The following is a 19,245-nucleotide window of genomic DNA, read 5'->3' as shown; positions in this document are numbered from 1 at the left end:
ACAGCCTGAGATCCCTTTATGCTATATTAATTCGCCCAAAGCGCAAACAATCCTTCTGTCACACCCAATTTGTATATATAATAAAGTCCGAATCCAAAACTTATAGCTCCCGCCAGTTTGATGAAGGTTCGGTTTATACCGATGTTCTTTCCATTCAAAGCAAACGGTATGCCCAGTATAGTTGTAAAACACAGCATCCCAATAATCGTCCCTGCGCCAAATATAATTATATAGATGGATCCTTCACCTATACCGGTAACGTTCGACATCGTTAGGATGACCATTGCGGCACTGCCGGCGAGACCATGGACGAACCCAATTAATGCAGACACCAAAAAAGGACGTAATCCATCATGGTCGTTCGTGATATTAAGGCGGTCTTTAAATAAACTTTTCGCCCCAAGCATAACTAGCATAACACCAACACCGAATTCCAACGTCATGCTTAACGACTCCGGAATTTCCCCTTTCATCCAAATATACAGCATCCCTGTAAGAAACAGGGTACATGTATGGCCTATTCCCCAATACACTCCCGTTAGAGTGGAACGTGATAATTTTTTCGTATTTCCTGCTGTGGTTGCAACTGCAATAACGTGATCCGGCTCTAACGAATGTTTTATCCCCAATAGGAAGCCTAATGTGAGAATCGAAACGAAACTCATTTTTCCACCACCTCACCGAGACACTTCCATACTTCTTCATACACCCGTTTAAGCGGTATATTGTTTTGCATGGCAATTTTACGGCAATCTTCATATTCAGGTGCCTGCTGCATGGGCAAACCCTCATGGACCCCTCTCTTTATCGTCACTTTCCCCCATTGTGTATGCACATTGAAAAAAGATCGTTCGAGCCGGTGCACGGTAAGCGGATAGTAGCGTATACCAAGCGTCGTCGTTTCAGCAAATAATATTTTCTTCATTTTCGAAATCATCTGTTGTGAACAGAGAAGTTGCAATAACACCCCTGGTCGATTTTTTTTCATGAAGATTGGCGTATAATATACATCATTTGCTCCTGATTCAAACAGCAAATCCATTACATGTCCAAGCCATTCACCGGAAATATCATCCAGGTTCACTTCCATTTTTACCATTTGTCCATCAAGATGCTCATGATCAGGTGGGCGGTTCATTGAATCTCCCCGATGATAATGCGAAGGACGTTCGGATGATTTTCAAATGTTTTTGTTCCCGCTCCATAGCCAATCGATTCGACAGTCATGGCTGGAAGCGAGCCAAATGTTTCAGCTAAAACCGCAGAGATGGCAGCACCGGTCGGCGTTGTTAATTCAGAACGAATATCGTTTGCGGCAATTGGTACCCCTTTTAATATTTCAAGAGTGGCAGGTGCAGGAACCGGATATATGCCGTGATCAATATGTATATGTCCAGACCCCGTTGGAATGGCTGATGACTGAACTGATTCGATACCTAGCTGATTGATTAAAATTGCTGCCCCGATTATATCTATAATGGAATCTACCGCTCCTACCTCGTGAAAGTGAACTTTTTCAAGAGGAAGCCCGTGTATGTGCCCTTCCGCTTCACCAATCTTCTTAAAAATGGCGAGTGACATGTTCGATACCGATTCATTAAAGTTAGCCTCATTTATTGCCTCCACAATTTGTTTGTACGTACGGCTGCCATGATGATTGTGAAGCACATGGATATGATTGTGTTCGTGTTCATGGATATGGTTATGTTCATGGCTATGACTGTGTTCATGTCTATTACTTTGGCTGTTTTCATGACTATGTTCGTGACTGTGTTCGTGTTCATGTGGTTGCTCTGATCCACTGGTGAGAATGACATCAAATTTAGTACTCGTAATGCCATTTTTGACGACCTTCCCCCACGACAGAGTATATTCTTCATCTATGTTCAGCTTTTTTAACTCTTCTTCCATTTGTAAAGGATCTGCACCTGCATCAATCAACGCACCAATTACCATATCTCCGCTTATGCCGGAAAAGCAGTCAAAATATAATGTCCTCATCATCATTGATCTCCTTTTTATGTACAAGTTTGTAAATAAGCGCTGCATTGTAGGCCGCACCAAATCCATTATCGATGTTTACCACACTTACACCTGATGCGCATGAATTGAGCATCGATAAAAGGGCCGATAAACCGTTAAAATTTGCACCGTACCCGACACTTGTCGGCACAGCAATAATTGGATTCATGACAAGGCCTCCTAACACACTTGGTAGTGCCCCTTCCATACCCGCGACACAAACTGAAACGGTAGCACTTCGTATCTCGTCTATATGATCAAGGAGGCGGTGCAGCCCAGCAACACCAACATCGTAAATACGCCTGACTGGAATACCTAGAGTTTCGGCCGTTACGGCTGCTTCTTCAGCAACCGGCAAATCTGAAGTCCCGGCGCATATAATTGCGATATATGTACCGCCGGATTTCGGCTTTTCTTTAACCCATGCAAGTGTCCGTGCAATCTCGTTATACTCAAAATCACTACATTCTTTTTGTACAAAAACCGCTTTTTCCCGAGAAATACGCGTCACAAGCACGGAATCATTCCTTATCCGCAGCGATTGGACAATCGTTAAAATTTGTTCAGCTGTTTTCCCTTCTCCAAACACAATTTCGGGAAATCCTTGTCTCTTTTTACGATGGTGATCGATTTTTACAAATCCTAAATTTTCATAGGATGCAAGCTTTCCCTTTGCTTCCGCTACAGTCAATGTACCATTTTGAACCTGCTCTAAAATGTCGTCAATCATAACATCTCTTCCTTTTCAAGCGCTATATTCATACTCCCGCTCGTATAGCCAGTGAGATCCATTGATACATACTTATAACCGAATTCCTTCAGCCGTTTCGTAATCGCGACATGATATTTAAGCACTCGCGGCATATCAGCGGGTTCGACTTCAATTCGGGCCGTCTCCCCATGCGTCCGGACTCGTACTTGGTGAATATCCAATGATTTTAAGTATGCCTCTGACTTATCCACTTTCGTCAATTTTTCCTTTGTAATGATATCGCCATAGGCTATACGTGAGGAAAGGCAAGCAAATGACGGTTTATCCCAGGTTGGCAAACCTGCTTCCTTGGACAATACTCTTATTTCTTCTTTGAACAAGTCGGCTTCCTGAAGCGGGCCCCTGATTCCTTTTTCTTTAGCAGCTTTCATACCTGGACGAAATTCGTTAGCATCATCAGCAATAACACCATAAATAATATTATTAAATTCATATTCTTCAAGAATAGGACGCAAGTGATCAAATAAACTACTTTTACAAAAGTAACAGCGATTTTGGTTATTTGCTGTATATCCAGGAATGGCTAACTCCGAAGTTTGAATGACACGATGGTTGGCGCCAATCCATTTTGATAGCATAAGTGCTTCATTCAACTCGCTCGACGGATAGGTTTCCGAATCTGCTGTAATGGCTAACACATTATCATACCCCAATGTATCAATAGCGACTTTAAGCAAAAACGTGCTGTCCACCCCTCCTGAAAAAGCGACCACAACTGTCTCCATTTTTTGGAGAATAGCCTGCAGGTTTCTGTACTTTTCTAGTAACATAGCACTTTTCTCCTTTCTGGTTTGAGGATTTCTGAATTTATTTACTGTTCCACCAGAAATTACACCGCTGCTGGACCACTAAAAGATTGCCGAGATACTTTTGCCAATTTGCCGGAAAGGATAAAATACACAGTTATTTTTCATTCCCAGCGTTTTTAAAGTGACACCCATATAAACGACGGCAAGCTATAGCTATTTTTACGTTTGCCGAGAATTTTTTTGCCGTTTCCGACAGCCTGGAGTAGTCATCACCTGAAATCAATTTCGCAGGATTGATCAATAAACCACCAAGTCCCTCCGCGTTGGCAGCAGTCTAAAAAAAAGCGAGGTTGTCAAGGTTGACACCGCCAGCTGGCATAAGCGGGATGTGAGGAAGCGGCCCTTTAAAATGTTTTTTGTTACAACGTCCATGTCACCATCTTCTTTCTCTTGTCAGGCTATTACGTGATTGGAAAGCGTGCCGATCTTTTCAATACTGACGTTCAACCGATCACCGTTTTTCAACCAGATTTTCGGATTGCGTCCCATTCCAACGCCAGGTGGTGTACCAGTTGCAATCAAATCACCTGGTTTAAGTGTCATGGACTGTGATAAAAATGATATGATTTTCGGAACCGTAAAAATTAGGTTGCTTGTATTAGAATCCTGCATAATTTCACCGTTTAATTCAAGCGAAATCGCTAGATTATGGGGATCGCCCACTTCATCATGTGTAACGACAACAGGTCCAAATGGAGCAAATGTGTCCGCCGTTTTGCCTCTTGACCACTGGCCGTCCTGAAATTGCAAATCTCGGGCGCTAATATCATTCATTATTGTATAGCCAAAAACATAGTCATTCGCCTCTTCTTCTGACACATGTTTCGCTTCTCTTCCAATGACAACCGCAAGCTCTGCTTCAAAGTCGACCTCGGTTGAATTAATTGGGATTTCAATCGCATCGTTATGGCCCGCAATCGCATTCGCATATTTTGAAAAAATGACCGGCGAAGCAGGTGTCTCCATCCCGGTTTCCTTGCAATGATCAATATAGTTAAGCCCAACGCAAATGATTTTTTCCGGCTGTGCAATTGGCGGCAGGACATTTACTTCTGACAGTCTGAATATCGCATCATCATTTACCCGTTGCTCGATTAACTGTTCAGCACGTGTACGCAACTCACTGCCTCGTTCTATAAATTTTTTCATACAAGCAGGAAATTCATCTGAACCTAGAGCCGTTAAACTAATAATTCGATCATCTTGAACTAGGCCAATGTGCCGTTCGTCTTGTACGGAAAAAGTGGCTATTTTCATATTTTCCCCCTTTCTTACGTCAAAGCGTATGGTGTTTTTTCCCCTTTTAAGACCTGAACGATATTTCTTGCTGCTTTTTGACGAAGTTCAACCATCGCTTCCTCAGAATACCAGGCGCTGTGCGGTGTAATGATGACATTGTCCATAGTGAGTAGTGGGCTATCGAAGCGGACTGGCTCATTTTCTGTCACATCAAGTGCTGCACCTGCAATTACCCCTCTTTCAAGTGCATCAGAAAGTGCTGTTTCATCGATTATCGGTCCACGTGCGGTGTTAATGATGACCGCATTTCTCTTCATTTGTTTAAGGCGCTCCTCGTTAATCAGATGGAACGTATCATCGATTAAGGGTACATGGACCGACAAATAATCGGCTTCACGAATAATTTCATCGAGATCCATTTTTTGAACGCCGACAGCAGCCATCTCTGCCGACGATACAAATGGATCATAAGCAGCTGTTTTAAAGCCCAGCGGTTTCACCTTTTCAATGAAACGGCGCGGAATGCGACCAAAGCCGAGAACTCCAACCGTTTGTTCGTTAAAACGATGAATCGGCACACCCACTTTAAAGTCCCAGTTACCTCTTTTCACCTCATTGTTTAACAGCGTCACTTTGCGTGCCCATGAAAGCAATAGTGCCAATGCATGATTGGAGACTTCTTCCATGCCATAATCCGGAACATTGGCAACCGTAATCCCCTTTTCTTTCGCCGCATCGAGATCAATTGTATTGACCCCGACACCGTAGCGGGATATGATTTTCGCGTTTTCAAGTGATGCAATTACGCGACGAGAAACAGGGGCATATTGATTTAGAATTGCGTCCGCATCCTTTGCCAGCTCAATAACTTCTTCTTCTGTTTTGCATTGTGCTTTAATAAAATCAAAGTCCAATCCGCTTTCTTGAAACACGTCTTCTTCATATTTCAAATGTTCAAATTCATAATCCGTTAATAATATTTTAAAGGCCATTAGACTCCACTCCTATAGATGGTAATAACCCCCTTAAAGGCAGGGGGATTCCTCCCGTTTCAGGTGAAAATTAATTATTTCACTGCTGCTTTTTCGACTTTCGCAATACCGAGTCCTTCAGCGCCAAGTTTCGATGTTTTAGCTTCTGGATAATATCGTTCAATCATTTGAATTCCAATAGCGGCACGGCGTACACGTTCCTGGGCGAGTGAGATGTTCGTACTTTCCCATTGTTTCCCTGATGGGTATACGTCAGGGTGATTCCGAAGGCCAAACTTGATGTATACAGGCGCCAATACACGGATGATTTCCGGTATTTCATAATAGCGAAGAAAGCCGCCGAAGGTATCTGGCACTTCTACGTATAAATCAATTGGAATGTCTATTGAATGTCGGATCGCTGCAAGTTTAGACAGCGTTAATGCAGGTGGCACGTTGTAGGTATCCGCACCGATGTCTTCCATTAATTTAACGGATACTGGATTGGCTGGTCCCATTTGAACCGATACTTTAACAACAAAATCTTCCGGGAGCTGTCCGTGTTTTTTCATTTCTTTCGTTATAAGAAGAAGTCCTTCATCTGCAACTAACGCACCGCGAAGACCAAGCGCCGCTCCTCTTTTCAGGTCTTCCATTGCATAAACAAGCTGGTCGGAGCCTTCATGACGGATTCCCTGTGATTTTCCTCCCGGCGTAAGCGGTCCCGCACTTACATCCCATGAACCCCTGGGGCCGACAAACAAACTCAGCTCCATACCGCGCTCTGCTGTCAATTCACACATTTCTTTAATTTCTTCATCCGTTTGAAGCATGATGCCGCTTCCTTGTGATATTCGGTGAATGGTCAACCCGAGTCGGTCAATTTCTTTCAGTGTTTCTTTTAGTGCAGCTGGGCCTTCTACACTTGGGAGTTCAATGCGGTATTGAGCGCCATCTGGAAATGTTTTCGTTGAGGTCGGAAGTTCTTTAAGATCAGTTGATGGGTAGCCTAATTGTTCGAGCAATTCGCGTGATTCTTTCATTATTGGACGCCTTCCTTCATGTCTAAAATTTTTAAAAGAGCAGCTACTTTATCACTCAAATCAACAGGGTATACATCACATGGAGAACGGTGTCCAGCTGGCACGTCAAACCAGCGCTGATGAACGGCTTCTTTCATGGCAGTAAAAAATGTTGGACCGTAATTGTACACATCCATCAGTTTTGAAATCACTTGATGATATTTCTGTGCTTCAGCAAGATCACCTTTTTGATACGATTCATATAAATCAACGGATATTTCCGGCATAAAAACAGCGCTTCCATTGATGCTCCCCGCTGCACCAATCATTTGAGCCGGAAGCAAATGCTCGTCAAACGCAGAGAAGACGCGGAAATCACTGCGAACTTTCTTCACTTCCTCCAGCACTTGACGAAGGTGGCCGAAATCACTGACCGTCTCTTTAATCCCAGTAATGTTTGAATGATCTTCGGCTAATTTTTTAATCAATTCGATTGATAAATTTTGTCCGGTTAAGAGCGGAATGTTATAAATGAAAACTTGCAGATTCGTATGATTCGCTACACTGGAAAAATGTCGGTATAGTTGCTCGTCAGACAGCTTCCAGTAATATGGGTTGACTACGAGAACGCCGTTCGCTCCATGTTCTTCAGCATAAGAAGTTAATTCAAGCACCTCTTTTAATGAGGTATGTCCGACGCCAACCATCACAGGCACCCGTCCGTTAATGTGCTTTATCATTTCACGTACGTATAATTTTCTTTCTTCCGTTGTAAGTGATGAGAACTCACCTGAACTTCCCATCAACAAAATACCGTCAATATTCTTTGAAATTAATAAGTCGATATAACTTCTGTTCAGTGGTATGTCTAAGTTCCCCGTTTCATCAAATAGGGTGACTACCGGTGGAATGATGCCATGAAAGTTCATTGTTTTGCCTCCTTTTATTACCATTCAGCGATGCTCCCAACTTCATGACGCCAAATTTGGGTTTTCCAATTATGTCCGGTTTCTGCTGACTGCTTCAATTTCCCCTCATCAATTTCTACTCCAAGACCCGATTTATCTGTAATTTTCATATAACCATTTCCATAGTCTAATAATTCTGAATTATTCACGAGGATGTCCGTGCCTTCGTTGTACTATATTGCCCTGGCCTTGTTCTGGAATAATGAAATTCTGTGTCGTTATACTTGTTAAGAACCTTTAATGAAAACAGTTTTTATGGCTGTATAAAATTCCTTCGCCGCTTCACCTTGCTCTCGTGAACCCGTGCTCGATGCTTTCATCCCTCCAAATGGTGCTTGTAACTCTACGCCCGCGCTTTCTGCGTTAATACGGACAAGCCCTGCTTCAATTTCATCGATGAATTCCAGAATTGAGCTAATATTTGATGTGAAGATTGATGCACTCAATCCGTATTTCGTATTATTTGCCAAGTCAATGGCTTCGACAAGATCGGTTGCTTTTATAAGCGCGATAACTGGCCCAAAAATTTCTGCCTGTGCAATCTCCATATCGGACGTCACGTCTTCAAAAATCGCTGGTGTTATGAAAAAGCCTCTATCGTAGTCTCCGCCAGTTAATATCTCCCCGCCATGTATGAGTTTTGCGCCCTCCTGCTTGCCTTTTTCAATGTACTCTGTCACCGTATTGAACTGGCTTTCACTTGCACATGGGCCCATCCAAATACCCTCTTGAAGACCGTTGCCGACTGTAATTTTCGCTGCTGCTTCTACCAGTTTTTGTTTAAATTCATCATAGACGGACGATTCAACAACAACACGACTTGAAGCTGTACATTTTTGGCCTGAAGAACGAAATCCACCGCTGATGACTGCCTCGACTGCTTGGTCGATGTTCGCATCTTTCGTGACGATAACTGGATTCTTGCCACCCATTTCAAGCTGATATTTTATCCCGCGAGCGGATGCTGATTTTGCGACGCTCTGACCGACACTTTCAGAACCGGTAAATGTAATCGCATTTAAAAGCGGATGATCGATGAGTCCTTGACCGATGATCGATCCCTTACCGGTAATGAAGTTCACAACGCCCTCAGGGAAGCCGGCTTTTGTAAAGCATTCCATCACTTTTGCTGCTGTAACGGCTCCCTCTGTAGCGGGTTTCCATACGATTGAATTGCCATATACAAGAGCAGGAGCCATTTTCCAAATGGGAATTGCAACCGGGAAGTTCCATGGCGTGATTATCCCGACAACACCAAGTGGGGTGCGTTTCGTAAACATTAAGGCTTCTTTATCGGATGATGGAATAACATCGCCGTCTTTCCGCATCCCTTCCCCAGCATAGTAACGCAGGATGGCAACACCTCGTGCCGTTTCCCCTTTTGCTTCCGGTAACGTTTTACCCATTTCGCGAGTCATGGTTTCCGCAATTTCATCTAGATTTTCTTCCAATATATTGGCCGCTTTGAAAAGGATTTGTCCACGTGCAGACTGCCCAAGCCTGCGCCAATCCCTCTTTGCTTTATGCGCAGAAGCTACAGCTTTATTCAAGTCATTTTCCGTTGAGCTTTGAACGAAGCCAACCGGTTCTTTGTCCGCAGGATTAATGCTTTCGATTGTATTTCCAGAAGATGCATTCACCCACTCATTATTAATGAAATTTTTATATGTTTTCGTTGCAAATGTAGTTGATATCATAATCTTTAGCTCCTTTTTCGTTTTAGAATGTCGGTCCAATTCTCCATATACCAAAGTCATGCTGCTTTAATATCTCCGCTTTTGTTAGTTTTCCGTTTGAAACATGTTGAATTTCTTCCATAATGCGCTTGCCCACTTCATCAACGGTTTCTAAACCATCGACAATCGTACCTGCATTTAAATCCATATTTTCATTCATCCTGTCAAACATTGGTGTATTAGTTGAGATTTTTATGACGGGTGAAATAGGGGAACCCGTTGGCGTGCCTCTTCCACTTGTAAAGAGAACGATTTGGGCACCGCCTGCGACCATTCCCGTCAATTGCTCAATGTCATGGCCAGGCGTATCCATCCATACGAGCCCTTTCCTTGTGGGCACCTGGGCATAATCAATGACTTCTTCCAGTCTGGTTGTGCCTGATTTTGTCGCTGCCCCCAGTGATTTTTCTTCGAGTGAGCTGAGCCCTCCCTCAATGTTTCCCGGACTCGGATTTCCGGTGCGGATGTCTACGCCCATTTGAATCGAGCGGTCTTCCATCATTTTAATAACCGCATAAGCTTTTTTGGCTACCTGGTCGTTTGCCGCCCGGTTAGCGATCAAATGCTCTGCACCGATGAGTTCAGTCGTTTCCGCTAATATTGCGGTTCCCCCCTGCTGAACGACCAAATCGCTTGTACGTCCGACTGCGGGGTTCGCCGATAAGCCGGAGCACGCATCCGACCCACCGCATTCTGTGCCGACAATCAGCTCGCTAAAATCACATAATTCCCGTTGCACCATTGAGGCATCCTGGACCATTTTGACTGCAATTTTAGCTACTTCGGCAATGGTTTGAAGAGTCCCGCCATGATCCTGAATCGATACAGTTTCCACTGGTTTACCGCATTTGGCAATTTCATCTCCAATGCGGTGCGCCTGATGTGTTTCACAGCCAAGTCCGAGGACTATGACACCATATACATTTGGATTCATGCCCATTCCCGCATAGGTTCTGGCCGTTTGATCATAATCAGTTCCCACTTGCGCACAGCCATGCTGATGAATGAATGTAACGGTTCCGCTCACCAATTCTGTGACGCGCTGAGCTGTTTGAGTTGCGCATGTTATCGTGGGCAAAATCAGTACATGATTCCGGACACCGACGCGGCCATCCGGACGGCGGTAGCCCCAAAACTGCATTTTTTCATTCAGCAATTTTGTCACCCCTTCCTCTTTTACCTTCTAAATTGTGTACATGAACATGTGCACCAGCGGGAATAAAAGCTGAGGCTGCACCAATGACTTCCCCATATTTAATTATGTCTGCTCCTTGTTCGATGGATTTGACTGCGAACTTATGTCCAAAACGAATCGGTTCAAGAATGGATACGGCAAGTTCTTCAAGCCCTGTCTTCACAACTACTGATGTGTTTTCAGGGATTTCGGATAAAGCGACAGCTACACTATCTTTATTACTTAAGTAAAGTGTTTTATATTCGCTCATTTTGTCACCCCTTAAATTGTTTGGACTGCTTTACTTTGGATAACCGGGTTGTTTAATACTCCAATCCCTGGTATTTCAATTTCGATTCGGTCATCGCCTTTCAATGTAAATTCATTTGGCGGAACCACGCATGTACCTGTAAGTAAAACTGATCCGTCAAAAACAGTGTTATCTAAGACTAAATAGTCGACAAGCTCTTCCAATTTTCGTTTCAGTTGGTTTACTTTCGCTTCACCTTCAAATACTTTTTCTTCATTTCGATAAATTCGGCACATGATTTTAAGCTCATATGGATCCGGAACTGCCTCTTTTAACAAGATGGCCGGTCCAATGGAGCAAGAATTTTTCCATACCTTTGCCTGTGGAAGATAAAGCGGATTTTCACCTTCAATATCACGGCAGCTCATGTCATTACCTGCAATATATCCGAGTACCGTTCCCTCTTTATCGATGACAAGACCAAGCTCCGGCTCAGGAATTTGCCATTTTGAATCTGAACGCAAGTATACCGGATCATTCGGGCCCACGGTCCTTGCTGCAGTCGATTTAAAGAAAATCTCAGGACGCACTGCATCATAAACTTTGTCATAGAATGTTTGGCGGTCCAGCTTTCCTTGCGTTGCTTCATAGTTACGTGCTTCCTTGCTTTTTTTATAGGTAACGCCAGATGCCCATACTTCTGGTGCGTCGATAGGAGTTGTTAATTGAAGACCTTCCAATGGCTGCTTTTTCCCTTCGGCGGCAATTTGTTTTACAATATCAAACGCTGTTTTGTTATCATGACGTGCCGTTGTAATCAACGACATAAAATCCGTAAATGGAAGGTCCACCACATTGTTTTCGTTTGTCACGGCAGCAAGTTGTTTCTTATTTTCTTTTACATAGCGAATAATTCTCATTTTATAGTTCCTCCTATATGGCAGGCCTCATTTATATTTTTTGATATTCATAACCGAGCTCCTGCGAAATTTTACTGCTGCATTCCTTTAAGAGACGTACATAATACTCATGTGTTTCTTCGTTTACTTTCGATGCTGGCATCGATACACTCATTGCTGCGATTACCTTTCCTGAATAATCTTTAATCGGTACAGCCAGACAGAAAATGCCCGGTTCGTTTTCTTCATTATCCATTGAATAGCCATCAATGCGTGCTTTTTCGATTTCCGCTAAAAACTGCTCCTTGGATCTAATCGATCTTTCGGTCGGACCCGTATAATCATATCCGTCCAAGAGCAAATCCAGTTCACTGTCCGTTTTGGTTGCAACAAGAGATTTCCCAACAGCACTCGTATGAATCGGAACACGCCGGCCAATACGGGAATAGAGGACCGTTACCCCCGTGCCCTCCACTTTATCGATATAGACACCTTCCTGACCGTCTAATATGACAAGGTGCAGCGTTAAATTCGTTGTTGCTGAAAGCCATTCGAGATGTTTTCTTGCTACGTTGCGCAAATCGAGATGGGTCACAACAACGCTTCCCCTCTCCAATAGCTTTAATCCTAGCGAGTATTTTCCATTTTCTTCGCCTTGTGAAATATAGTGATGCTCCTGTAAGGTTTTTAATAGTGAATGAACCGTACTTTTATGTAAATTCATTCGTTTACTTATCTCTGTGATAGTTAATGCGCGTTCACGCTCATCAAATAAATCCAATATTTTCAAGGCACGCTCCACCGATTGGATGATAGGCATCGTTCCTCACTCCTTTTATTCTGTCTACCTTTATATTATCGGATTTATGACGAGCATTCCTCACTTTATTTCTACTTTTTTTCCTTGAAGTAAAATATCCTGTTCATAATCGAGTACCGCATCCTCAATGACAGCGATAGGGACAACACCATTTGCTGCATCTGTATGTCCAAACATCCTGTTGCTGGCTGCAACCATTTTTTGTCTTACTTTCATACGCAGCTTGCGTTCAGTCGCCAATGATTTTCTTTCTTCTTTAAAATAATCCGCAAAATCATGAACAACCTTTCCTGAATGAAGTTGAGTGGAATCGACAAAATCAATCCGTCGATCACGAAGCTGAAGGTGAATTACATCACCTGATTTAAGTAAGCCAATGCCGCCACCTTCATATGATTCCGGTGTCATATGACCTATAGCAGCACCATACGTGACTCCTGAATAGCGGCCGTCGCTAATGATTGTAGCGATTTTTTTCATAACACGATTTGCATTGATGTGTTGCATTGGTGTAAACATTTCCGGCATTCCGAATGCCACTGGCCCCTGCCCTGAAATAATGATCGCAATTTTCAAAGTGCCCTCTTCAACCATCCTGTCAAATAGCTCCTCATAGGTAGCAGATTTAAGAAGAGACCATTCCGGCTCATTGTTGTATTTAAGAGATTCGAGCAATAGATTATGTTCGAAAAGCTTTTGCTCTTTTATTTCTGAAAGCAGATTTGAATCGAGTAGGCTTTTATTTGCATCATCTTCATTTTCGTAATAAAGGACAAATGCCAGCTTATCATCGAATTGGTCAAGCTGTGGTGTCGGCATTCCGCTGATTTTTACAACAGCGCTTTCAAAGAAGTTTCCTTTTAATACATCAACACCGCTGAATCCACGGCGTGGACTGGACAAAATGACCTGATTTTTCTTTACATTCAACGCTTTTAGGCTGCTTGTAATCGAAAGACGTTCTTTCCAAGTTTTTGCTGCGACAGTCGGCGCATCCTGATCCATTGGTACACCATTTTCAATAAGTTCATAAAAAAGTGTTTCCATTCCTCTGCTTGTCCCGCTGCAACACTGCATCGCAAGTGAATAAATGTCCCTTCCTTCCGTCAAACTGTAATCAAATAAGTCAGGAATCGGATGCGAATGATGAATGCGGTCAAGGTCCCATAAGCTGAATTTGAATCCTGCATAAAGCATGCCTGCGACAATATGCATCATTAAGTTTGTAGAACCACCTGAAGCGCTGTGAATACGGATTGCATTTTTTATATTCGCAGCGACAATGTTGGCCACGCCGTAGCGCTCTTCGTTTATCATGCCGGCAAAGCTATCAAGCACCGAGTTAATCTGGCGTTGTGTTGGTGGATCGGTTAACAGCTCCACGGCTGGATGAACGAGACCCATGCCTGCCACTAAATGACGTGAACTATTCCCCGTACCATTGAAGGCACATACACCTCCCTGTCCGTCACATGTTGCAACAGCAAGTCTCATTTCAAAATATTTATGTTGTTCCTTCGTCAATATTCCTCGTTCATAGGCCCGTTCAAACACACCCTGAAATGCAGTATTCGATGAACATTGCAATATATATGCCATCGTATCTCGTAAATCAACGGCTACATCAGTAGCTCCTTTACTTTCCGCTTTTTTCGCAAGAGTTTCCAATTCTTCAATTACGTCAGCTGGAATCGAACCGCCTTCTAATACGTGAGCAGGTGCGAATGTTGCGAAAAAGGGTGCTTCACCACGGTTTCGGCGAACACGATCAACATGTGCGAGTGCACTTACAACACCAAGAGGCTGCTTATCACACCCTTGAATGACGAATGCACCATGATAACTGTGAGCCTCTAGCTGGTTAACAACCATTTGTGCAACCGCGTTGCGGCTTTGGAGAGAGTAACTCATTCCTTGATTGTTTTGCGCAGTTCCATCACACATTACTGGTGTCGAGAAATGAAACGGAACGCCGCCGTTTTGCCAGATGCGGATTGCCGCCCGTGCCGACGTTTGGTAATCCATTATATGGGCTGGATGATCGGACGAACCACCGATAATTGCGATACGCGGGGCATTCCTCTCTAGCCGCATATAAATTTCTTCAAGCGTCCAATCAGGCTTGCCCCCTTCATATGTGGAGCCAAGCGTCAGCTTCGAACGGTCCAATAGACCCGCAACCGTAATGGGTTCATTTGCTTTTCCCTGTACATTATCGCGGTAAGGGTTTATTTCGTTATCAATTAGTGGATATAGATGTGTCATTTCAGCACTCCTTTTCTGATTTCAAATGAATTCTTCCATTCTCTAACAATATTAAAGAAGGTTTTTAGTCTAGTGCCAATTCTTCTGGTTCTGACAGGATCTCTATATTTTTGCTTTTTAAAGCTTCTTCCATCATGCTTTCAGAAATCCAAATTTCACCGATATCAAGCGTGTTTTTTATCCTTACTACTCTCACTTTATTCAAATCGAAGGCATTGCATGTTTTGATAGCAGCTTTAACAGCCAATTCCTGCGTATCTAAAAACATCGGGAGCTTTACTACATCTGTCACTGTGCTTGTGAGTGCATTTGCATAGCCTTTTTCCCAATCGATTTCATTCATGACGGCCTTCGTCGTCATATCAGCCATGCCGATGCCGTTTGCATTACCGTGAGTTTTTTCAGTAAGTCCAAGTACAACGGTCCGTTTAACGTCTGGCCCCCCGGTAGCATATGGAGTGGCGAAGTTACCCGTAATATTCGGATCCATTCCATCACCCGAAATGTCCTTTCCAAGTTCATTTACAATAAGTACGTCCATCGAATCGAAATGTATTTTTGGCATCAATGATTTTGCTTCAAGCAATAGTCCCGGCTCTACTTCCTCCAGTTCCTCTGCTGGGACTGCGACGATTTTCGCTGGTTTATCATAGGCATTTTCAATAGTCGCAAGACCAAATATGATAGGAGCTTTCACTAAGGAAATTTTCGCCATTTCACGGACATGTTCCGCCATATACTTAAAGCTGTATGCATGTGCAGCTTCGGCTCCCTTTTGCTTGCCTAAACCGATTGTAATCATTTTCATAAGTCCGCTTTCAACCGGTCCACGAAATGCCGTATGTGGTTTTATCCGATTAATGACTATGATTTTATCCGATTCATATGCAAGTTTATCTATATAGACAGGGAGCCCATTTGGCAATTCATCCAGTTTAATAACTTCCATCGATGACATGATTGGCGCTCCAACCGCTTCTTCTGAAATACCCAGCTGATGCAACACATCGATTTGTCCTTCCGCTGTAGCACCCCCATGGCTTCCCATTGCAGGGACTATAAAAGGATTGCCACCAGCCTCCATAACGGCCGCTACCGTTTCTCTTACTAAAATAGGAAGGTCCGCTACCCCTCTGCTTCCTACTGCAATTGCCACCCTGTCATCTTCAGTTATTCTTGATAAGACACCTGCTTCTTTTATCGCCTTCTTCACCTCACCAGCTACATCAGCGATTTGAGGTGTATGAAATTTCTGTCTCACCTTGACCATTCTCGGTAATTGGATTTCACGTAAAAGGTCAGAGATAATATCCATTTTCCATCCTCCAAACGGTCTGGATTATTTACCGCGTACTTTTTCAACTTCGCTCATCATTTCTTTTACTAGATCCTGACCAAATTTCTGAGCATATTCGTCCGTTACTGGTTGGATGACTTTCTTCATTTTTTCCATTTCTTCCGGCTCTACTTCATTGATTTTCATTCCTTCTTCTTTTAGATACTTAAGTGCTTTTTCATTTTCTTTTTGGTTAACTTCCCGTTGATACTTTCCAGCCTCTTGTGCAGCCTCACTCATGATTTTTTGCTCTTGTTCTGATAGGTCATCCCAGAACTTTTTACTTACAAGGAATACAAATGGTGTATATACATGATTTGTAAGACTTAAGTAGTCTTGCACTTCATTATATTTTTGCGTTTGAATTGTTGCGAGTGGATTCTCCTGCCCATCAACAGTGCCAGTTTCCAACGCAGTAAATACTTCAGAGAAGGCCATCGGCGATGGATTCGCCCCTAACTTTGAAAATGCATCTAAATGCACTTCATTTTGCATGGTACGAAGTTTAAGACCTTTGAAATCATCAGCCGTTTTAACCGGATGTTTACTATTGGTTATGTTTCGGAAGCCGTTTTCCCAGTATCCCAAACCTACTAAATCATGTTCCGGTAACTTATCCAAAAGTTTTTTGCCTACTGCACCATCAAGTACTGTATAAGCTTCCTCTTCATTATTAAAGACAAATGGGAAGTCATAAATTCCAAATTCCTTAATCATACCAACAAGTGGAGAAGTTGAAGGCACTGTTACTTCCTGTAAACCGCCTTGAAGTGCTTCTGTCATTTTCTGATCATCTCCAAGAGTGGCATCAAAGAAGTTTTTGACTTTCATTTTCCCGCCGCTTTTTTCTTCAAGCAGTTCTTTAAATTTTTCCATCCCCTGCCCTTGTGGATGCATTTTACTATTGCCAATTCCTGCTTTGATTGTCCTTTCCTTTATACCGTCAGCTGTAGCGCTTTCATTTTGGCTTCCGCAAGCACTTAATAATAGTACTGCGGGCAGTAAAACTCCAACCGCCAAACGTTTGAACAAATTATTCATTTTCATTTTCCTCCTAAAAAATATGATGAATATCAGCATAAAACCCAATTTACCAGTTTCAATTCCGTTAGGAGGTAAACCATTCTAGAGGAACCATTACTAAGGAAGGAAACAGAATCAACAAGATCAATACAATCACTTCAACGAGCAAGAAAGGCCAAATCCCCTTCATGATATCTTCCATACTGATTTTACTTATGCCACACATGACATTTAATACGGTTCCGACCGGTGGCGTAAGTAAACCGATGGCATTATTCAGGATAAACAGGACACCAAAGTAAACTGGGTCAATTCCTGCAGCGACCACCAATGGCATCAAGACAGGTGTAAGAATAAGGATTGTCGGCGTCATATCCATTGCAGTTCCAACTACGATAACCAGTAAGTTAATCATTATTAATAGAAGGAATGGATGATCCATGAATGGTTCCAGCAATCCAATTACCTGGCCAGGTAAATCGGCTACAGTTATCAGCCAGGATGACACAAGTGCTGCGGCGACCAAAAACATGACCACACTTGTCATTTTTCCCGCATGAACAAAGACATCGTACAAATCTTTCACTTTCATTTCGCGATAGATTACAAGACCGACAAATATTGCGTAAACTGCAGCCACCACTGCAGCCTCAGTCGGGGTAAATAGGCCGAATTTCAACCCCCCAATGATAATGACTGGCAGGAATAGAGCCCATATGCCTTGTCGGAGTGAGATAAGTATTTCTTTTGCTGATGCTCGAGGATTAACCGCGACTTTATCTTTTCGTGCAACAATTGCCCAGGTAACCGTAAGTCCAACCGCAAGTAAAATACCTGGTACGATTCCTGCCATAAACAGCTTTGTAATGGACACACCACTCGCGACACCAAAAATGATAAAGCCAATACTTGGTGGAATGATCGGAGCAATGATACCACCTGATGCAATTAACCCACTTGACCGGTTCACATCATAACCAGATTTCACCATCATTGGAATCAATATAGCTCCAAGCGCTGCTGTATCTGCAACAGCAGATCCGGATAAACTTGCAAACAACACACTTGCAATGATCGCTACATAGCCAAGACCTCCTTTGATATGGCCAACCATCTTCATTGCCATCTCAACGATACGCCGTGATAATCCGCCCCTATTCATCGCTTCTCCAGCCAGCATAAAAAACGGTATGGCCATTAGAGGAAAGTTATCCGCACCACTGATAAGGTTTTGCGCGATAATTTGACTATCAAAAATACCAAGAAAGTACATTAGCACTACGCTACTCACAAGTAAGGCAAAGGCAATAGGTATTCCAAGTCCCATGGCTCCCAGTAAAGATCCGACAAATACACCTATCATCCCTGTTTCTCCTCCTTAGCTATCCTAATATCTGAAGCAAATTCATCAGCATGGAGAGAAATTAACTCTTCTGACTCACTTATCATCACTAATTCTTCGTCTTTAATTTTATTGAAGAAAATCCGATACAAGTTGAAAATGATCATACTGCCCATTGAAACACTCACAAGAATACCTGTCCCATATACAAATGCCAGTGGCATGCCGGTGGCTGGTGCTGTACTGTCAATGTTTATCAACGTCATTTTCCAACTGCCATCCAGGATCAGGAGAAGAACGAAAAGCATCAACAAATCACTAATAACGAGTACCACTTTTTTCATCTTAATCGGGAGCCGTTTGATGACCATGTCGACACCCAAGTGTTCTTTGTTTTTGAAAGCTCCGATGGCGCCTAGGAACGTCAACCAAATAAAGAGATATCTTGACATTTCTTCTGACCAAGTAATCCCTGAATTAAAGAAATAACGAAGAACTACATTACCAAACACGAGTACGACCATTATTGCTAACGCAGCAGCCATAATAATGTTCAACGAATTTTCTAAGATTCTGGAAATTTTATTCACCTATACA

General features: G+C 42.9%; 20 protein-coding genes. All 20 read right to left on the bottom strand.

Features of this window, described 5'->3' with window-relative positions:
- Positions 1-26: 26 nt before the first annotated feature.
- The 20 genes from QUF86_RS18200 to QUF86_RS18105 all read right to left on the bottom strand — a co-directional run bounded on the left by QUF86_RS18200 (position 27) and on the right by QUF86_RS18105 (position 19,238).
- The gene (locus QUF86_RS18200; RefSeq protein ID WP_289335111.1) at positions 27-665 is read right to left on the bottom strand and encodes an urease accessory protein UreH; all 639 of its coding nucleotides are present in this window, start codon (positions 663-665) and stop codon (positions 27-29) included.
- Positions 662-1,138, bottom strand: coding sequence for a nickel pincer cofactor biosynthesis protein LarC2 (gene larC2, locus QUF86_RS18195; protein WP_289335109.1), 477 nt, complete (start codon positions 1,136-1,138; stop codon positions 662-664). The genes QUF86_RS18200 and larC2 overlap by 4 nt, the downstream gene beginning before the upstream one ends.
- Positions 1,135-2,001, bottom strand: a complete 867-nt coding sequence (larC, locus tag QUF86_RS18190) for a nickel pincer cofactor biosynthesis protein LarC (RefSeq protein WP_289336250.1) — start codon at positions 1,999-2,001, stop codon at positions 1,135-1,137. Before larC ends, larC2 begins: the two co-directional genes overlap by 4 nt.
- Entirely contained in the window at positions 1,982-2,752 is a 771-nt protein-coding gene (larB, locus tag QUF86_RS18185; protein ID WP_289316200.1) for a nickel pincer cofactor biosynthesis protein LarB, read from the bottom strand. Before larB ends, larC begins: the two co-directional genes overlap by 20 nt.
- The gene (larE, locus tag QUF86_RS18180) at positions 2,749-3,564 is read right to left on the bottom strand and encodes an ATP-dependent sacrificial sulfur transferase LarE (protein ID WP_289335108.1); all 816 of its coding nucleotides are present in this window, start codon (positions 3,562-3,564) and stop codon (positions 2,749-2,751) included. The genes larB and larE overlap by 4 nt, the downstream gene beginning before the upstream one ends.
- Positions 3,565-3,996: 432 nt before the next feature.
- On the bottom strand, positions 3,997-4,860 hold the full coding sequence (locus tag QUF86_RS18175; RefSeq protein ID WP_289335107.1) for a fumarylacetoacetate hydrolase family protein: 864 nt from the start codon (positions 4,858-4,860) through the stop codon (positions 3,997-3,999).
- Between the two features lie 14 nt (positions 4,861-4,874).
- On the bottom strand, positions 4,875-5,834 hold the full coding sequence (locus tag QUF86_RS18170; RefSeq protein WP_289335106.1) for a C-terminal binding protein: 960 nt from the start codon (positions 5,832-5,834) through the stop codon (positions 4,875-4,877).
- A gap of 74 nt (positions 5,835-5,908) precedes the next feature.
- Positions 5,909-6,856, bottom strand: coding sequence for a U32 family peptidase (locus tag QUF86_RS18165; RefSeq protein ID WP_289335104.1), 948 nt, complete (start codon positions 6,854-6,856; stop codon positions 5,909-5,911).
- Entirely contained in the window at positions 6,856-7,764 is a 909-nt protein-coding gene (locus tag QUF86_RS18160) for a dihydrodipicolinate synthase family protein (RefSeq protein WP_289335103.1), read from the bottom strand. Before QUF86_RS18160 ends, QUF86_RS18165 begins: the two co-directional genes overlap by 1 nt.
- A gap of 17 nt (positions 7,765-7,781) precedes the next feature.
- Positions 7,782-7,913, bottom strand: a complete 132-nt coding sequence (locus QUF86_RS18155; RefSeq protein WP_289335102.1) for a hypothetical protein — start codon at positions 7,911-7,913, stop codon at positions 7,782-7,784.
- A gap of 117 nt (positions 7,914-8,030) precedes the next feature.
- Positions 8,031-9,500 carry an alpha-ketoglutaric semialdehyde dehydrogenase GucD gene (gucD, locus tag QUF86_RS18150; protein WP_289335101.1) on the bottom strand — a complete coding sequence of 490 codons (1,470 nt, stop codon included), beginning with the start codon at positions 9,498-9,500 and terminating at the stop codon, positions 8,031-8,033.
- A 22-nt stretch (positions 9,501-9,522) separates the two neighbouring features.
- Positions 9,523-10,680, bottom strand: a complete 1,158-nt coding sequence (locus QUF86_RS18145) for a UxaA family hydrolase (protein ID WP_289318365.1) — start codon at positions 10,678-10,680, stop codon at positions 9,523-9,525.
- A 4-nt stretch (positions 10,681-10,684) separates the two neighbouring features.
- On the bottom strand, positions 10,685-10,984 hold the full coding sequence (locus tag QUF86_RS18140) for a UxaA family hydrolase (RefSeq protein WP_289316193.1): 300 nt from the start codon (positions 10,982-10,984) through the stop codon (positions 10,685-10,687).
- Between the two features lie 11 nt (positions 10,985-10,995).
- Positions 10,996-11,883 carry a fumarylacetoacetate hydrolase family protein gene (locus tag QUF86_RS18135; RefSeq protein WP_289335100.1) on the bottom strand — a complete coding sequence of 296 codons (888 nt, stop codon included), beginning with the start codon at positions 11,881-11,883 and terminating at the stop codon, positions 10,996-10,998.
- Positions 11,884-11,914: 31 nt separating this feature from the next.
- A complete protein-coding gene (locus QUF86_RS18130) occupies positions 11,915-12,682 on the bottom strand; it encodes an IclR family transcriptional regulator (protein ID WP_289335099.1) in 768 nt (255 codons plus the stop codon).
- A gap of 60 nt (positions 12,683-12,742) precedes the next feature.
- On the bottom strand, positions 12,743-14,947 hold the full coding sequence (locus tag QUF86_RS18125; protein ID WP_289335098.1) for a dihydroxy-acid dehydratase domain-containing protein: 2,205 nt from the start codon (positions 14,945-14,947) through the stop codon (positions 12,743-12,745).
- Between the two features lie 64 nt (positions 14,948-15,011).
- On the bottom strand, positions 15,012-16,262 hold the full coding sequence (locus QUF86_RS18120) for a nickel pincer cofactor-dependent isomerase, group 22 (protein WP_289335097.1): 1,251 nt from the start codon (positions 16,260-16,262) through the stop codon (positions 15,012-15,014).
- 24 nt (positions 16,263-16,286) lie between these two features.
- On the bottom strand, positions 16,287-17,330 hold the full coding sequence (locus QUF86_RS18115) for a TRAP transporter substrate-binding protein (RefSeq protein WP_289318364.1): 1,044 nt from the start codon (positions 17,328-17,330) through the stop codon (positions 16,287-16,289).
- A gap of 61 nt (positions 17,331-17,391) precedes the next feature.
- On the bottom strand, positions 17,392-18,669 hold the full coding sequence (locus QUF86_RS18110; protein ID WP_289316189.1) for a TRAP transporter large permease: 1,278 nt from the start codon (positions 18,667-18,669) through the stop codon (positions 17,392-17,394).
- On the bottom strand, positions 18,666-19,238 hold the full coding sequence (locus QUF86_RS18105) for a TRAP transporter small permease (RefSeq protein WP_289316188.1): 573 nt from the start codon (positions 19,236-19,238) through the stop codon (positions 18,666-18,668). The genes QUF86_RS18110 and QUF86_RS18105 overlap by 4 nt, the downstream gene beginning before the upstream one ends.
- Between the last annotated feature and the right edge of the window lie 7 nt (positions 19,239-19,245).

The organism is Peribacillus sp. NJ11, from assembly GCF_030348405.1.
Lineage (GTDB): Bacteria > Bacillota > Bacilli > Bacillales > DSM-1321 > Peribacillus.
Note: the sequence above shows the minus strand (reverse complement) of the source record. Positions and strands in the feature narration are given on the sequence as shown.

Excerpts from the sequence above, each read along its gene's own strand:
- QUF86_RS18200 (WP_289335111.1), bottom strand. The coding sequence starts at position 665 with ATGAGTTTCGTTTCGATTCTCACATTAGGCTTCCTATTGGGGATAAAA.
- larC2 (WP_289335109.1), bottom strand. The coding sequence starts at position 1,138 with ATGAACCGCCCACCTGATCATGAGCATCTTGATGGACAAATGGTAAAA.
- larC (WP_289336250.1), bottom strand. The coding sequence starts at position 2,001 with ATGAGGACATTATATTTTGACTGCTTTTCCGGCATAAGCGGAGATATG.
- larB (WP_289316200.1), bottom strand. The coding sequence starts at position 2,752 with ATGATTGACGACATTTTAGAGCAGGTTCAAAATGGTACATTGACTGTA.
- larE (WP_289335108.1), bottom strand. The coding sequence starts at position 3,564 with ATGTTACTAGAAAAGTACAGAAACCTGCAGGCTATTCTCCAAAAAATG.
- QUF86_RS18175 (WP_289335107.1), bottom strand. The coding sequence starts at position 4,860 with ATGAAAATAGCCACTTTTTCCGTACAAGACGAACGGCACATTGGCCTA.
- QUF86_RS18170 (WP_289335106.1), bottom strand. The coding sequence starts at position 5,834 with ATGGCCTTTAAAATATTATTAACGGATTATGAATTTGAACATTTGAAA.
- QUF86_RS18165 (WP_289335104.1), bottom strand. The coding sequence starts at position 6,856 with ATGAAAGAATCACGCGAATTGCTCGAACAATTAGGCTACCCATCAACT.
- QUF86_RS18160 (WP_289335103.1), bottom strand. The coding sequence starts at position 7,764 with ATGAACTTTCATGGCATCATTCCACCGGTAGTCACCCTATTTGATGAA.
- QUF86_RS18155 (WP_289335102.1), bottom strand. The coding sequence starts at position 7,913 with ATGAAAATTACAGATAAATCGGGTCTTGGAGTAGAAATTGATGAGGGG.
- gucD (WP_289335101.1), bottom strand. The coding sequence starts at position 9,500 with ATGATATCAACTACATTTGCAACGAAAACATATAAAAATTTCATTAAT.
- QUF86_RS18145 (WP_289318365.1), bottom strand. The coding sequence starts at position 10,680 with ATGCAGTTTTGGGGCTACCGCCGTCCGGATGGCCGCGTCGGTGTCCGG.
- QUF86_RS18140 (WP_289316193.1), bottom strand. The coding sequence starts at position 10,984 with ATGAGCGAATATAAAACACTTTACTTAAGTAATAAAGATAGTGTAGCT.
- QUF86_RS18135 (WP_289335100.1), bottom strand. The coding sequence starts at position 11,883 with ATGAGAATTATTCGCTATGTAAAAGAAAATAAGAAACAACTTGCTGCC.
- QUF86_RS18130 (WP_289335099.1), bottom strand. The coding sequence starts at position 12,682 with ATGCCTATCATCCAATCGGTGGAGCGTGCCTTGAAAATATTGGATTTA.
- QUF86_RS18125 (WP_289335098.1), bottom strand. The coding sequence starts at position 14,947 with ATGACACATCTATATCCACTAATTGATAACGAAATAAACCCTTACCGC.
- QUF86_RS18120 (WP_289335097.1), bottom strand. The coding sequence starts at position 16,262 with ATGGATATTATCTCTGACCTTTTACGTGAAATCCAATTACCGAGAATG.
- QUF86_RS18115 (WP_289318364.1), bottom strand. The coding sequence starts at position 17,330 with ATGAAAATGAATAATTTGTTCAAACGTTTGGCGGTTGGAGTTTTACTG.
- QUF86_RS18110 (WP_289316189.1), bottom strand. The coding sequence starts at position 18,669 with ATGATAGGTGTATTTGTCGGATCTTTACTGGGAGCCATGGGACTTGGA.